The 14,297-nt window shown below is 65.3% G+C and carries 14 protein-coding genes; 9 read left to right on the top strand and 5 right to left on the bottom strand.

From position 1 onward, the window contains the following. The first annotated feature begins 233 nt into the window (after positions 1-233). Positions 234-938, top strand: coding sequence for an LppP/LprE family lipoprotein (locus CCUG20998_RS24700; RefSeq protein WP_036456697.1), 705 nt, complete (start codon positions 234-236; stop codon positions 936-938). A 68-nt stretch (positions 939-1,006) separates the two neighbouring features. Next, positions 1,007-1,750: a DUF2510 domain-containing protein gene (locus CCUG20998_RS24695; protein ID WP_036457040.1), complete on the top strand. Its 744-nt coding sequence runs from the start codon at positions 1,007-1,009 to the stop codon at positions 1,748-1,750. A 55-nt stretch (positions 1,751-1,805) separates the two neighbouring features. Here CCUG20998_RS24695 and CCUG20998_RS28795 read toward each other — a convergent pair whose 3' ends face one another. Further along, a complete protein-coding gene (locus CCUG20998_RS28795) occupies positions 1,806-2,048 on the bottom strand; it encodes a hypothetical protein (protein WP_011741697.1) in 243 nt (80 codons plus the stop codon). Positions 2,049-2,251: 203 nt separating this feature from the next. Between CCUG20998_RS28795 and CCUG20998_RS24685 the strand changes: the two genes are divergently transcribed. From CCUG20998_RS24685 to CCUG20998_RS24675, 3 genes are all read left to right on the top strand, one after another. Further along, positions 2,252-3,403 (top strand): TDT family transporter, encoded by a 1,152-nt coding sequence (locus CCUG20998_RS24685; protein ID WP_020730693.1) that lies wholly within the window; start codon positions 2,252-2,254, stop codon positions 3,401-3,403. 82 nt (positions 3,404-3,485) lie between these two features. Then, positions 3,486-4,175 (top strand): GAP family protein, encoded by a 690-nt coding sequence (locus tag CCUG20998_RS24680; RefSeq protein ID WP_036456698.1) that lies wholly within the window; start codon positions 3,486-3,488, stop codon positions 4,173-4,175. 104 nt (positions 4,176-4,279) lie between these two features. Further along, positions 4,280-5,155 (top strand): alpha/beta fold hydrolase, encoded by an 876-nt coding sequence (locus CCUG20998_RS24675; RefSeq protein WP_020730695.1) that lies wholly within the window; start codon positions 4,280-4,282, stop codon positions 5,153-5,155. Between the two features lie 68 nt (positions 5,156-5,223). Here the strand turns inward: CCUG20998_RS24675 and CCUG20998_RS24670 are convergent, their stop codons facing one another. Both CCUG20998_RS24670 and CCUG20998_RS24665 read right to left on the bottom strand, forming a co-directional pair. Continuing rightward, the gene (locus CCUG20998_RS24670; RefSeq protein WP_012396487.1) at positions 5,224-5,487 is read right to left on the bottom strand and encodes a hypothetical protein; all 264 of its coding nucleotides are present in this window, start codon (positions 5,485-5,487) and stop codon (positions 5,224-5,226) included. Between the two features lie 120 nt (positions 5,488-5,607). After that, positions 5,608-5,994 carry a hypothetical protein gene (locus tag CCUG20998_RS24665; RefSeq protein ID WP_036456700.1) on the bottom strand — a complete coding sequence of 129 codons (387 nt, stop codon included), beginning with the start codon at positions 5,992-5,994 and terminating at the stop codon, positions 5,608-5,610. Between the two features lie 207 nt (positions 5,995-6,201). On the opposite strand from CCUG20998_RS24665, the gene CCUG20998_RS24660 reads away from it, so the two are divergent. Beyond that, positions 6,202-6,609, top strand: coding sequence for a hypothetical protein (locus tag CCUG20998_RS24660; RefSeq protein ID WP_231389787.1), 408 nt, complete (start codon positions 6,202-6,204; stop codon positions 6,607-6,609). A 48-nt stretch (positions 6,610-6,657) separates the two neighbouring features. On the opposite strand, the gene CCUG20998_RS24655 is transcribed toward CCUG20998_RS24660, so the two are convergent. Next, positions 6,658-8,295: a DHA2 family efflux MFS transporter permease subunit gene (locus tag CCUG20998_RS24655; RefSeq protein ID WP_036457041.1), complete on the bottom strand. Its 1,638-nt coding sequence runs from the start codon at positions 8,293-8,295 to the stop codon at positions 6,658-6,660. A 210-nt stretch (positions 8,296-8,505) separates the two neighbouring features. On the opposite strand from CCUG20998_RS24655, the gene CCUG20998_RS24650 reads away from it, so the two are divergent. After that, complete coding sequence (locus tag CCUG20998_RS24650; RefSeq protein WP_020730699.1) at positions 8,506-9,996, top strand: WS/DGAT/MGAT family O-acyltransferase; 1,491 nt, start codon at positions 8,506-8,508, stop codon at positions 9,994-9,996. 20 nt (positions 9,997-10,016) lie between these two features. On the opposite strand, the gene CCUG20998_RS24645 is transcribed toward CCUG20998_RS24650, so the two are convergent. Continuing rightward, positions 10,017-11,510 carry an amidase gene (locus CCUG20998_RS24645; protein WP_020730700.1) on the bottom strand — a complete coding sequence of 498 codons (1,494 nt, stop codon included), beginning with the start codon at positions 11,508-11,510 and terminating at the stop codon, positions 10,017-10,019. 212 nt (positions 11,511-11,722) lie between these two features. Here CCUG20998_RS24645 and CCUG20998_RS24635 point away from each other — a divergent pair, with 212 nt between their 5' ends. Together CCUG20998_RS24635 and CCUG20998_RS24630 are read left to right on the top strand one after the other, a co-directional pair. Further along, entirely contained in the window at positions 11,723-13,456 is a 1,734-nt protein-coding gene (locus tag CCUG20998_RS24635; protein WP_036456701.1) for a PE domain-containing protein, read from the top strand. A 25-nt stretch (positions 13,457-13,481) separates the two neighbouring features. Further along, positions 13,482-14,288: an enoyl-CoA hydratase gene (locus CCUG20998_RS24630; RefSeq protein ID WP_020730703.1), complete on the top strand. Its 807-nt coding sequence runs from the start codon at positions 13,482-13,484 to the stop codon at positions 14,286-14,288. Positions 14,289-14,297 lie beyond the last annotated feature (9 nt).

Below are 14,297 nucleotides of genomic sequence, written 5' to 3'. Positions count from 1 at the left end.
CCGGCGCTTGGCCAGCGGTTTGCGGGGACGTCGCTCGATGCATGCCGTCCAGTATGCGGCAGATTGCTGTGTGGACCCTACTCCAGAAGCTCTGATGTGGGCAGATTCACCCCCGGCGTGGCGCTGATTTCACGGCCGCGACATTTCCCCTACCTGCATGTTCTGGCTACAATTCGCCAAATTCGGAAGTACCGTACAGGTGTCTGGAGGGTATTGGGGGGACCCCGGGAAATATGGCTTCTGGCGAGATCGACCCCAACTGGCCGCCACCGGTCTATCAGCCGTCCGACAACGTCGACACCACGCCACCGTCGTCGCAACCTGGAGTGCGGGGCGGATCCGGCCGGGTGATCTGGCTGGTCGTAGCCCTGGTCGCCGCCGTGTGCGTCGGCGTGGTGGCGATCATCGCGTACTCGGCCAGGCCCCAGCCGGCCGCGAGTCCGCCGGCCACCACAGCGGCCACCGCACCGGCAACGACGTCGGCCACGACGCCGGTCGCGACGTCGCCCACCAGCGCGCCGCCCGGGTCATGCGGCCCGGATGAGGCGGCGGCGGTGGCGGCGGCGCTGGCCACGCTGCCCCCGGATAAAAAGACCGGTAGGCCGTGGAACCCCACCCCGGAATTCAGCGACTACGACCCCTGCGCGGACCTATCCGCGGTGGTGGTGACGGTGGTCGATGCGACTCGCAGCTCGCCAGACGAGGCGCTGATGTTTCATCGCGGGCAGTTCGTCGGGACGGCGACACCCGAGGCATACCCGTTCACCCAGTTGGAAGCTCCGGCATCCACCGACGATCTGGTGGTCCTCACGTATCGGTCCAGGCAGAGCTGTGACGCTTGCGAGGATGGCGTGCTGACCGTCGTCGGGTTTCAGTGGCAGGGTGACCACGTGCAGATGCTTGATCCGCCGCCAGAGCCATGGGATTCGCCACCGTGATCTGGCCGGCCGACGCGGTTTGAGCTGACCAGTTCCTGACGTTTGAATCGATTGAATGGAGCGTGTGGGTGCCGACTTCACCGCCGGCGGGATGGTATGCCGATCCCGGCGGTTCCGGGGGACGACGATATTGGGACGGTGAGCGCTGGACTGAGCACTGTCGGGCAGCTGCTGGGATAGCGCGCTCGCCGCTGGCGGCCGTTGTCGACGGTGTGCGCCGGGGATGGTCGGCGATGCCGCTGGCGCTGCGGTTGCTGTTGCCCATCGCCTTCGTGCTGATCTCGGCGGGAATCGGCGTTGCGTTTTGGCTGCAATCGCCGCCCGACAACTGGGCGCGACTGCCCAATCATCTCGAATGCCGCATACAGGAGGGGCCAAAGCCGCCGGACCAGATCATCGTGGCCGCGGTGCAGGTCGAACATCCCAGCGCGGGCGTACTCGAGCTGGTGATTCGGTTCGCCGAACCGTTGCCGCAGTCACCCAGCGGTAGTCATGCGTCCGGGTTCGTGGGCTATGTGCTGACATTCAGCGTTGCCAACAACGGCCGCAAGTTCGTCGAGCTGGGTCCCGAAGAGGACACCGACGACCTCGCCATCACCGCCACCCTGACGTCCAACGGGAATGACGTGACCATGCGGCCGGATCGAGACACCAATGCCCGCAGAACCGCGCCCGACACCATTGAAATCAACCTCGACCTCAAGCGACTGGGAATCGAAAACCAACTAGTGGTTCCCACGCTGACCGTCGACTCACAATTCAACACACCGTCGACCACCACGGTGGAGTTCGCGTCGCAAGTTTGTACCTAGTGAATCCGTTGTGGTCGGCAAGCATTCGTGACCGACGTCGAGCCTCGAGCGAGGGCTATTGGACCCTCACGATTTCTTCTCCCGACGTGTAGTAGAAGGGGATATTCGAGCCCGTTGCGCGTTCAATGAGAAAAATGATGAATGGTTCGACTTCGTAGTAACGGTGAACACAGCCACGTGCGTCTACTGCGGTAGCGCACCTGCGGCCCGGTGCGCCGCACCGTTGCTTGATAGGCATGGCGAACGCGGCAACCAAAAGCACGACGGCAATGCAGACCGCAACCGGGACTCTGTTCAATGCGAACCTTTCGCCGGAGCATCACTGCAGGCAGTGTATTCGGCTCGCGCTCAACCCTCACGCACCACGGTCGTGGCGGCAATTTGCCCTACGCAGTCCGGCCGGCCGGCGGTTTGGCCGCCCGTACCGGCCGCCGCCGCACGGGCGCGCAAGTTGCGGCGCCGCGCGGCGCCGAAGCGAACTCGGCACTAGGTTTCTCAGCTATGGCCGTTACAAATTCGCCCGGTACGCCGTCGCCGCATACTCGCGTCGAGGTGCTGGGCAACATCGGGCCCAACTGGTTTGCCTCGGTCATGGGTACCGGAATCGTGGCCGTCGCCGGCGCGACCCTGCCCGTCCACCTGGTGGGGCTGCGGGCCTTCACCCAAGTCGTCTGGGTGATCGCCGCGGCGCTGCTTCTCGCGCTGATCGTCCTGGTCGGCGGCCACTGGCTGCGACACCCCACCGTCGCGCGCAGTCACGCCCGCAATCCGCAGATGGCGCACTTTTACGGAGCTGCCCCCATGGCGCTCATGACGGTCGGTGCCGGCGCGGTTCTGGCGGGCGGGCCCCTCATCGGCGAGCGACTCGCCGTCGACCTGGATTGGGTGTTGTGGACCGCGGGCACCATCGGCGGCCTGTTCACCGCGGTGAGCATTCCGTTCCTCATGTTCACCCAGCACCGTGTCGAGCCCGATGCGGCATTCGGTGGGTGGCTCATGCCGGTGGTCCCGCCGATGGTGTCGGCCGCGACCGGCGCATTGCTGCTACCGCATATGCCGGCCGGATCCGGCCGCGAAACCATGCTCTACGGCTGCTACGCGATGTTCGGATTGTCGTTTGTGGCGTCGCTGAACATCATCGCGATGATCTGGAGCCGGCTGGTGTTGTACGGCACCTCGGGCACCGCGCGAGTACCCACGTTGTGGATCGTGTTGGGACCCCTGGGGCAATCCATCACCGCCGCCGGACTTTTGGGGGCGGCCGCCGCGACCGGCGCGGTGGACCACGAATTGGCGGAGACCATGCAGGCGTTCGCAATCGTCTTCGGCGTCCCGGTGTGGGGCTTCGCGATGTTGTGGATAGCGCTGTCCACCGCGCTGACGGTGCGCACGCTGCGCCGGGGCATGCCGTTCGCCCTGACGTGGTGGAGCCTGACCTTTCCGGTCGGCACCTTTGTCACCGGCACGTCGCAGCTGGCTCTCCATACGCATTTGCCGGCATTCCGGGTCGCCGCTGCCGCTGCCTACGCCGGCCTGCTGGCCACCTGGGTGCTGGTGGCCATCCGGACCGTGCGCGGGAGTCTGCGTGGCAACCTGCTCAACCTGCCGCCCAGCTCTGCGCCGGTCAAGGCCAGCAAGGATCCGGTTCCCTGAACGAATTCTGTTGTCGCCGGCTTGAGGTTTGGCGTGAATATCGGGGGGCCGGGCGCGTTGTCATGGTCGGTGCGTCCGGTCGATGCGAAAATTGCTGCCCGTGACAGGAAATTCCGGCTCAGTGCTGGCCAGCCTCGTTCCCCTCGCGCTGGTGATCGCGGTCTCGCCAATAACCATCATTCCGGCGGTATTGGTGCTACATGCGCCGCGCCCCCGGCCGACGGGGCTGGCGTTCCTGGGTGGCTGGGTGCTGGGGCTGATAGCGGTGACGGCGATGTTTGTCGCCGGGTCGGAACTGTTCGGTGGTCTGCGTAGGTCCCCACCCGCCTGGGCATCCTGGGCTCGCATCGTCGTCGGGTCGTTGCTCATCTTGTTCGGCATCTACCGCTGGTTGAACCGGCACGGGGAGGTCGAATCACCACGGTGGATGCGGTCGTTCGCCACCATCACGCCACGGCGTGCCGGGATAACCGCGGCCGTGTTGGTGCTGGTGCGCCCCGAGGTGGTGATCATTTGCCTGGCGGCTGGACTGGCGATCGGCACCGGTGGGCTCGGTGTCGCGATGAGATGGATCTGCGGTGCGATTTTCGTCGCCATCTCGGCATCGACGGTGGCCGGTCCGATCCTGGCCTTCGTGGGTGCGGGTGACCGTCTGGAGGATTCGCTGGACCGGCTCAAGGAATGGATGGAAAAGAACCACGCGGGGATGCTCGCGGCCGTCTTGATCCTGATCGGTGTGATGGTGCTCTACAACGGAATTCACGCGCTGTAAGGGATCCGCCCTGGCCACGCGGGTAGGTGTGTGGCTTGCTCGGGGAGCCTCGAGAGCTCGCATTCGGACTCGGACTCGACGTTAGAGCATCTTAGTATCAGCTGGTGGCGACTGCACCCGAGCGGTTCTCGGTTCAGGGGCCCGATGGCGTTCGCATCGTGGCAGATCGCTGCGGTGACCCGCGAGGACGTGCCGTGGTGTTCTTGCACGGCGGCGGACAGACTCGGCGCTCGTGGGGCCGAGTGGCCGCCGTCGTGGCCGAGCGGGGTTGGCAATCGGTCACCGTGGACTTGCGTGGGCATGGTGAATCCGACTGGTCACCGCACGGGGACTATCGCGTTGTCAGCTTCGCCGCGGATATTCAAGAGGTGCTACGAGGCCTGCCCCCGCAACCGGTTCTGGTGGGCGCGTCGTTGGGCGGGTTCACGTCGATGCTGCTGGCCGGGGAACTTTCGCCGGGCATTGCCAGTGCCGTCGTTCTGGTGGACATCGTGCCGAACATGGATCCCTCCGGAGCCAGTCGGATACATGCGTTCATGGTCGAGCGGGTGGAATCGGGGTTCGGCTCGCTGGATGAGGTGGCCGATATGATCGCCGCCTACAACCCCCATCGGCCCAGGCCAACCGACTTGGAGGGCCTGACCACCAACCTGCGCCGTCGCGGCGATCGGTGGTATTGGCACTGGGATCCGCGGTTCATCAGCGGCTCCGCCGCCTTTCCCCCCATCGAAGTCACCGAGCCTCATCGGCTGTACGCCGCCGTCGACACGATCCTGCGCGGCGGCGTTCCCATGTTGCTCATTCGGGGGCAAATGAGCGACCTGGTCAGTAAGGAGCGAGCCGAGGAATTTCTTGCCCGCTTCCCGAATATCGAGTTCACCGATGTCCGCGGCGCCGGGCACATGGTCGCCGGCGACCGCAACGACATCTTCGCAGCGGCCGTGTTGGACTTTCTGAGCCGCCATCTCGACGCTGGGTGATCGATCCCTGGCTACTCGGGAGCGGTTGGCCAACAGGCCCGCGGCAGACCGGAAATGAGGTCAGCCTGCTAGCCCTGGGTCAGCATCTTCTTGATCTCCGCAACGGATGCTTCCAGCTTGCGGATGCGCTCGTTGGAGTCCTCGGCGGTGCCGCGCATGTCGCCGCCGTATGCCCTGAGTACGTCGGCGAGCATCTGCTGGGTTTGGCCAAAAGCCTTGATCGCGTCGACTATTTCCTCGTAGCTGGTCCGCGACGCTTCCAAGGCAGCGATGCGGGCCTTGAGGTCGCGCAGCGTGCTGTCGAGCGCTTCAGATGCTTCAGGTAGGGCCACTCTGAAAATCCTAGGTGTTTTTCCAGCCGAACCGTCTAATTTTTTTGTGGCAATGACGACCTTTTGGTCGACCTCGTGCCAGTACGGGTCTGGCACCGAACCTGCGGGTTCGTTGGCTAGTCAGCTGGGAATGCCGGCATTGACCAAAGTCTGTACGCCGCTGGCGCAACCACGCAGGAAGTCGGGGGCGTAGACGTCCCGGACCTGCTGCACGGCCGCCAGCTGGTTGGCGCAGACCTTGTGCACCTGGCCGGAGACGATGATCGAGTCGGCCGGGAACCCCATTGCCTGCATCCGGCTGATCGTGAAGCGGCCGTCTTTCACGGCCTTGTCGTAGCCGAGTCGGTAGGACGGGCCCGTCGTTTCACCGGCGTCCGCGTATGCGGGTGCAGAGGCGATCAGCGTCACTCCAGCCGCGATACCGACGACGACTCGCGACAGCCGCCCAGTGGACAGGCACTGCCTTGCCGGCAGTGGGTGGCTGTAGGTCGCTGCGGCGTCCGTCATGAGATTGGCCCCGATCTGTCGTTTCAGGATCCCACTTCCTGTGGCGGTCTTCTGTGCCGCAGTGGACCCTTGCGTCGCTACTGTATGACATTGGTTCCAAAAATGGAAGCAGGGATCGAAAACGGGCAAATCGTGCCTGATGTTGGAATGCAGGCTCAGATTTGCGCCAAAGTTGACTCATTCCAAAACAAGCCATACATTGGTGGGGTGCCGAGGTTGAATCCCGCAGGTAAGGACCTTGGCCGCGTCCTAGAGTGGCTGTTGAACCGGGACGTTCCAGATAGTGAAATCGGTTCCGCGCTCAACTTGCCCAAGGCGACCTATTCACGGCGTAAGGATGCTGACGATTTCCCCAGCTACGCGGAGTTGATCGCGGTGGGGGAGTACTTCGACGTCTCATCGCGCGTACTACAGATTGCGTTCGGCTGGCGCGGGCAGGATGAGTTGATCCTGCTCGACATCGAAGAGATGCGCCAGTACATGGAACAGGCGGGGGCCTCGTTTTTCGGTAATGAACGAATACGTCGCTACATCGAGGAGCGCGAGGGCGCTGACTACCCGTTGGCCGCGGCAATCCTGAAAATGACGGAGCCCCCGGAGTCCGGGGCTAGCTGATTCCCTCGGCCCTCGGCCCTCGGGCCGCGCCGGCCCCACGGTGGCGCGCTATGGCTCAACCTGCAACAACTCGATCCGCGGGGCGGGGCGCTTGGGTAGGAACCACGCCGGAATGGCTGTTGTCGCGACCACGATCATTCCGAGCAAGAAGACCCCGGCGTAGGCCAGCGACAAGTCTTTGGTGAGGTGCTCGGCAAACCCCGGGGTTCGAATCCGCGGCGGCAGGTTGGACACATCCAGTGGCAGATGCTGCCGGAGCGCCTGTTCGCGGATCTCATCCGCGCGGTTGGCCGCCGCGATGTCAGCGCTGCCGTTGAATCGGCTGGTGAGTACGACCGACATCAGCGCCGCGCCCACCGACGCCGCGACGTTGTGGTTGACGTTGAATAGCGTTGAGCCGTGCGCGACTTCGCTGGAATTCAGCATGTGCACCGCCGACCAGGACACCGGAACCATCATGGCGGCGGTACCCACCCCGAACGTGCCGAGCCCGATCAGCAGCGCCGGAAGATGCACGTGCTCACGGCTCATGCCGTAGATAAAGATGCCCATGCCGACCACGGTCAACGCGGTCCCCATCAACACCACATCGCGCGGGCCCCGCTTCTCCATCAGCCGCCCCACGATCGGCATCACCGCGGCAGCGGCCAGCGTCTGGGGGATGAGCAGCAGCCCGGACTGCAGCGGTGTTTTTCCGAGCACCTGCTGGAAGTACGCCGGAAACAACAGGCAGCTGCCGAAAAAGGTGACGGCGAACATGAATCGGGTGGCGTTGGCCGCCGCGACGGCCCGGTTCTTGAGCAGTCGCAGATCGATCAGCGCGTGGTCGCCACGGTGCAGGGCGTGCAGCGCGAAACCGCCGATCAGGATCAAGCCGACCGTGGTCGGCAGCCAGACTTGCGGGTCGCCGATGGTGCCGCGCGCCGGCAGCGCTGATAGCCCGTAGAGCAGCAGCACCAGCGCCGGGGACAGCAGCGCCATGCCCACGAGGTCCAGCGACTCCGCGGGCAGAGAATCGTCACCGGGCAGCACCAACCCGGCCAGTATCAAGGTCAGGGCTCCGATCGGCAGGTTGATCAAGAAGATCCACTGCCAGCCAAACGCGTCGATCAACCAGCCGCCCAGAATGGGCCCGGCGATCGGGGCCATCAACACCGAGATCATGCTGATCGTCAGTACCCGGCCCAAGCGGGCCGGACCCGCCGCGCGCGCCAGAATGATGAGCTGCAGCGGTATGAGTATTCCGCCGCCAAGGCCCTGCGCCGCGCGGAAGGCCACCAGCAGGGTAATGCTCGATGCCATCGCGCACAGCAACGATCCCAGCGTGAACAGCAGCACCGAACCCATGACCAGGCGCTTGGTGCCGAGCCGATTCGCCGCCCAGCCGGTCAGCGGGATCACCGAGGCCAGCGACAAGGTGTAGCCGGTCGATGTCCACGCGACCACCGCCTGGGTGGACGAGAACTCTTCGATGAACGTTCGCTGAGCCACGTTGACGACCGTGGTATCCAGGGTGACCATCACCGGGAGCATCAGGCACGTCGCCGTGGTCATCAGAAGTTCGGCGTCCAGCCTGACGGGATGGTCGTCGGGGCGAGGGTCATCGCCCAGACGCGACTCGCCCGCGGCGTGCGTGCTGGCACCGATCTCTGGCTCGCGCGGCAACCGACCCACCCGGCGGCGCATCGGTTCACTGTATCCGCCGAACTGCCGACCCAACGTCGAAATTATCTGGTCGCCAGTGCGCTGACACCGATGATTTGCGCCGCCCAGGTGGGCTACGGTCGAAATCTGGAAAGGCTGTGTGTCGCCGCCAAACCATCCGACCGGCCCACACATCACGACGGCCCTCGGCAGCCGGCCTTGCCGGAGCGCCAACCAAGCGAGGAGTGATCGGTGAGCAAGACCGCCAAGCGGCTGGGCCCGCAAGACATGTTTTTTCTCTACTCCGAGTCGCCGAGCACCATGATGCACGTCGGTGCCCTGATGCCCTTCACACCACCGGATGACGCGCCCGCGGATTTCTTGCGACAACTCGTCGATGAGAGCAAGGCCAACGAGGTTGTGGAACCGTGGAACCTGAAGCTGAGCCACCCGGACTTGCTCTACAGCCCCACCCAATCGTGGGTTTACGACGAAAACTTTGACCTGGACTACCACGTGCGGCGCTCCGCCCTGGCCAGCCCGGGCGACGAGCGTGAACTCGGAATCCTGGTGTCGCGGTTGCACAGTCACGCGCTGGACCTGAGGCGTCCACCGTGGGAGATGCACTTCATCGAAGGCCTCGAAGGCGGTCGGTTCGCGATCTACATCAAGATGCATCACTCGTTGATCGACGGCTACACCGGCCAGAAAATGCTGGCCCGCAGTTTGTCCGCCGACCCACACGACACCACGCACCCGTTGTTCTTCAACATCCCCACCCCCGGCCCGGCGCCCGCCGACACCGAAGAGTCCGCCGGCGGCGGCCTGATCGGTGGGGCGGGCAATGTGCTCAGCGGGTTGGGCGACGTGGTCAAGGGCCTGGGGGGCATGGTCAGCGGGGTGGGTAGCGTGCTCGGTTCGGTGGCCAGCGCGGGACGATCCTCGCTCGACCTCACCAGGGCGCTGGTCAACTCCCAGCTGCGCAGCGACAACGAGTATCGCGACCTGGTCAGCTCGGTGCAGGCTCCGCACTGCATTCTCAACACCCGGATCAGCCGCAACCGCCGGTTCGCCACCCAGCAGTACCCGCTGGCGCGGATGAAAGCGATTGGGGCTCAATATGATGCGACGGTCAACGATGTCGCGATGGCGATCATCGGGGGCGGCTTGCGGCGCTTCCTCGACGAACTTGGCGAGCTGCCCGACAAGCCGCTGATCGCCGTGTTACCGGTCAACGTGCGGCCCAAGGACGACGAAGGGGGCGGCAACGCTGTCGCGACCATCCTGGCCACGCTGGGCACCGACATCGCCGATCCCGCGGAGCGGCTGCGGGCGGTCACCGCGTCCACCCGGATGGCAAAGGCTCAGCTGAAGAACATGGACCGCGACGCGATCCTGGCCTACAGCGCGGCCCTGATGGTGCCCTATGGCATCCAGCTGGCCAGCACCCTCACCGGGGTGAAGCCGCCGTTGCCCTACACCTTCAACCTTTGTGTCAGCAACGTTCCCGGGCCGCAGGAAGTGCTCTACCTGCGGGGTAGTCGGATGGAGGCGTCCTATCCGGTCTCCCTGGTGGCACACAGCCAAGCGCTCAACGTCACCTTGCAGAGTTATGCCGGGACACTGAACTTCGGGTTCATCGGTTGCCGCGACACGTTGCCACATTTGCAGCGGCTTGCCGTCTATACCGGGGAAGCGCTCGACGAGCTGGATGAACCCGCGGCGTCGTCCGCGGTGAACTGACGCGCCCGGCGCGCCGACACCTAGCCGGCGGGCGGTGTCGCCGGATGCCGGTGCGCCCAGGGACGGGCCTCTTCGAGTTGGGCTGCCAGCGCCAAGAGGTCGCCATCGCTGCCCAGGCCTCCGACGAACTGCACACCCAACGGCAGGCCGGCCGGTGTCCAGTGCAGCGGCACGCTGATGGCGGGTCGTCCGGTCAGATTGGCCAGCTGGGTGTAGGGCACCCAGCCCAGGCTCTCTTGAATGAGATCGTCCATGATCCCGCTGAGCGAGAGCACCTTTCCGGCACGCAACTTGCTCATCAGCCGCGCCGCCGTCTGCAGGCGTGGTGGCGTGGTTGTCTCGCCGACGGCCGGTGGCGGAGTCGCCAGGCTGGGAGTCAGGAAGTAGTCGTAACTCTCATGGAAACTCGCCAGGGACTGGATGTAGTTGTTGCGGTTGTCCAGCGCAAGCAGCGGCGCCAGCACACCGGTGGATCGGCCGAGTTCGGCCATCGCTAGTGTGTCCGCTTCAAAGTCGCTGTCGCGGGCCCCAATCCGCTTTCGGATATCGGCGACTTGGCAGTGCAGCTGCGCGAACCAGATGGTCAGGAAATCGCGGGCCAGCGCGTCGTCGTCGTAGGGGGGATCGACTTGCTCGACGTGGTGGCCCAGGTCTTCGAGCAGACTCGCCGCGGCCTCGACTGCCGTGACGGCCTCGCGGTCAGGCGCGGCGTTGATCGCAGACGACGCCGAGTACCCGATCTTGAGCGCGCCCGGACGGTTCTTGATGTGTTCGACGAAGGTGGTGTCGGGAAGGGCGACCTGGTAGGCGGCGCGTGGATTGGGCCCGACGATCGCATCGAAGATGGCGGCGCTGTCGCGAACGGTGCGCGAAACCACCCCCTGAGTAACCATGCCGAACAGCGGCTCGCCGGCCTGCGGGCCATAGGGCGACAATCCCCGGCCGAGCTTGAGCCCGACCAGCCCGTTGCAGGCCGCGGGAATGCGGATCGATCCGCCACCGTCGTTGGCACCGGCCACCGGAACGATCCCGGCGGCAACCGCGGCCCCCGATCCGCCCGAGGAGCCGCCCGGGGTGTGCTGCGGATTCCACGGGTTGCGGGCCGGCCCCCAGTAATCGGGTTCGGTGATGCCCTTGGCCCCGAACTCGGGTGTATTGGTCATGCCGAAGACGACCAGGCCCGCGTCCAGGAATCGTTGGGTGACCAGGGCGTGCTGTTTGGCGACATCGTTGGCCAGCGACCGAGATCCACACGAGCTGGGAAACCCGCGATATTCCTGATCGAGGTCCTTGATCAGGAAGGGGACGCCGGCAAGCGGTCCACGTAGCTCCGGATCAGCGGCCCGTTCCTCGGCGAGGGCATCGATACGACGGATGATCGCGTTCAACCTCGGGTTGACCGCGTCGGCGCGCTGACGCGCCAAAGCAAGTAGCTCGGTAGCGCGGACTTGCTTGCTCGCCACCAGCTCGGCCAGGCCAGTCGCATCCAGCGACATGTACTCGTCAAGATGCATTGGCCGATCTTATGATTGCGGCCCTTGGCCGGCGGGAAAAGGTAGTCATCTTCTTACCGGCCGTGCTCGCGTTGTTTGCCGGGGTTGCGCCGATCTCAGTGCGGGTGGACCGCAAACCCGGATCCGCACTCGCAATTTTTTCTCCGATGTGCGCATCTTTTTCGGCGTTGCCCACCATGATGGCTAGTACGCGACAACACGAGGGGTAGGCGATGTCTTTTGTGCTCGTGGCGCCAGACATGTTGGCGACGGCAGCGGCGGATGTGGTGCAAATTGGGTCAGCCGTTAGTGCCGGCAATCTGGCGGCGGCGATTCCGACGACTGAGGTGATGGCGGCGGCCGCCGATGAGGTGTCTGGGGCCATTGCGGCGCTGTTCGGCGCCAATGCCCAGGAGTATCAGGCGGCGGCGGCCCAGGCCGCGACGTTCCACGAGCAGTTTGTCCGTGCCTTGAGTGAGGCGGGGGCGTCGTATGCCAGCGCCGAGGCGACCATCGTCACCGGCTTGAGTTCGGCGGTTGCGGACGGGTTTCAGACCGCGGTCTACGGTCCGATACGCGCGGCCGGCCAGGCGTGGATCAGTAGCCCGGCCGGCGAGGTTATTGATCCGGTCATCAATGCGCCCACCGAAGCCCTGTTCGGGCGTGGCCTGATCAGCAACGGTGCCGCCGGAACGGCCGCACACCCCAATGGTGGCGCCGGCGGGATCCTGTTCGGCGACGGCGGCCCCGGCTACACCCCGACCGGCGGGATGGGCGCCGTCGCGGGCGGTATCGGCGGAGATGCCGGGCTGATCGGCAACGGTGGCCTCGGCGGTAACGGCTTCGGCGGCGGTCCCGGCGGCATGGGCGGTACCGGCGGCTGGCTGATGGGCAACGGCGGGGTCGGCGGGGTCGGCGGGGTCGGCGGTGTTGGTGGCCAAGCCTTGTTCTTCGGCAATGGCGGCGCCGGTGGGGGCAGCGCGCTGGGTGGCCGTGCCGGGCTGTTCATCGGGGAGCCGGGCACCGGCTGGGTTGCTGACCCCGGCAACGGCCAGTCGATCGTGATCGACTTCGTCCGGCACGGGCAGACGGCGAGCAACGTGGCGGAGCTGATCGACACCAACGTGCCCGGCCCGCCGCTGACAGCGGAGGGCCACCTACAGGCGGACATCATTGCCGGCAAGCTTTTCGCGAAGGGCCCCTACGCGGGGATCTTCGACTCGGAGTTGCTCCGTACCCAGCAAACCGCCGCGCCGTTGGCTGCCCTGTATGGGATAACCGACGTTCCGGCGCTGTCCGGACTCAACGAGATCAGTGCCGGCATCTTCGATGGTCTACAGCAGATCACGCCCGCAGGCCTGCTGTATCTGATCGGCCCGATGGCCTGGACGCTCGGATACCCCATCGTGCCGATGCTGACCCCGGGCTCGCTGGACTTCAACGGCGTGGTTTTCAACCAGGACTTCACCCACGCCATGGACACCATGTACAGCGCCGCCTTGGCGAACCCGGTCTTGGCCGCCAACGGCAAGATCACCGACGTCGCCTACTCGAGCGCATTCACCATCGGGGTCGGGACAATGATGAACGTCGACAACCCCGATCCACTCCTGCTGCTCACCCACCCGCTGCCCAACACCGGCGTGGTCGAGGTGCAGGGCAGTCCCGCCAACGGCTGGACGATGGTCAGTTGGGACGGGATTCCTGTCGCACCGGCGACATTGCCGACCCAGCTATTCGTCGACGTGCGGAACCTGATCACCGCGCCGCAATATGCGGGCTGGGACATTTTCTATTCATTGTTCACCGGCAATCCGACGACCATCCTGACCGCGGTGCGCGACGGCATCGAGGAGGTCGGCAGCGCGGTGATCAACTTCCCGATCGAGGTGACCGAGGACGTCGTCAACGCTATCTGCGGCGCGACCGACGGCCTGACGGCGGGCGTGCCCAGCCTGGTCGGATAAGTGTGGGCCACGACAACCACAGCGCATGGAGACGACGGAGAGCCGGTTCGTCAACCTCGGTCGTGACGGCGGCGTGGCCACCGTCGAACTGATCGATTCGGGACCGCTGAACATTGTCGGAACCGCGGCTATCACGGCCCTTACCAATGCATTTCGCAGCATCAACCAAGACAGCGGCGTGCGGGTCGTGGTACTGCGCGCCGCGGGCGAGAAGGCGTTCATCGGTGGCGCCGACATCAAGGAAATGGTCACCCTGGACCGCCTCAGCGCCCAGGCCTTCATCCGCCGACTGGCGGGCCTGTGCGAGTCGATTCGACAGTGCCCCGTTCCGGTCATCGCCCGAATCGCGGGTTGGTGTCTGGGCGGGGGCCTGGAAATCGCGGCGTGCTGCGATCTGCGGATCGCCGAATCCGGCGCCCGATTCGGCATGCCCGAAGTGGCGGTGGGAATCCCGTCGGTGATCCATTCGGCGTTGCTGCCGGCGCTGGTCGGGGCCTCGCGGACAACTTGGCTGCTGCTGACTGGTGAAACCATCGACGCCGACACGGCCGCAAGCTGGGCACTGGTGCACGAGGTCGTCGCGCCCGACGCGCTGGACCTGCGGATCGCCGCACTCGCAACAAAACTTGCCGGATTCGGCCCGCAGGCCCTTCAGCAGCAAAAACGCCTACTGGCCAAGTGGCCCGACATGACGGTGCAGGCGGCGATCGAGGACAGCATCGAGCAATTCGGCCTTGCGTTCCAGACCGGTGAGCCGCAACAGCACATGCAGGCGTTCCTATCTCGCAAGGGCCGCAAAGCAGGAAGCGGCCCGCAAGCCCCGGAGGAGTAGCCGGCCAGG

Origin of the sequence: Mycobacterium marinum (assembly GCF_003391395.1) — a bacterium.
GTDB lineage: Bacteria > Actinomycetota > Actinomycetes > Mycobacteriales > Mycobacteriaceae > Mycobacterium > Mycobacterium marinum.
This window is presented reverse-complemented; position numbering and strand designations above follow the sequence as displayed.

Bases quoted from the DNA above. Each gene is read 5' to 3' on its own strand.
- CCUG20998_RS24700 (WP_036456697.1), top strand. From the start codon at position 234: ATGGCTTCTGGCGAGATCGACCCCAACTGGCCGCCACCGGTCTATCAG.
- CCUG20998_RS24685 (WP_020730693.1), top strand. From the start codon at position 2,252: ATGGCCGTTACAAATTCGCCCGGTACGCCGTCGCCGCATACTCGCGTC.
- CCUG20998_RS24680 (WP_036456698.1), top strand. From the start codon at position 3,486: ATGCGAAAATTGCTGCCCGTGACAGGAAATTCCGGCTCAGTGCTGGCC.
- CCUG20998_RS24665 (WP_036456700.1), bottom strand. From the start codon at position 5,994: ATGACGGACGCCGCAGCGACCTACAGCCACCCACTGCCGGCAAGGCAG.
- CCUG20998_RS24655 (WP_036457041.1), bottom strand. From the start codon at position 8,295: ATGCGCCGCCGGGTGGGTCGGTTGCCGCGCGAGCCAGAGATCGGTGCC.
- CCUG20998_RS24645 (WP_020730700.1), bottom strand. From the start codon at position 11,510: ATGCATCTTGACGAGTACATGTCGCTGGATGCGACTGGCCTGGCCGAG.
- CCUG20998_RS24635 (WP_036456701.1), top strand. From the start codon at position 11,723: ATGTCTTTTGTGCTCGTGGCGCCAGACATGTTGGCGACGGCAGCGGCG.
- CCUG20998_RS24630 (WP_020730703.1), top strand. From the start codon at position 13,482: ATGGAGACGACGGAGAGCCGGTTCGTCAACCTCGGTCGTGACGGCGGC.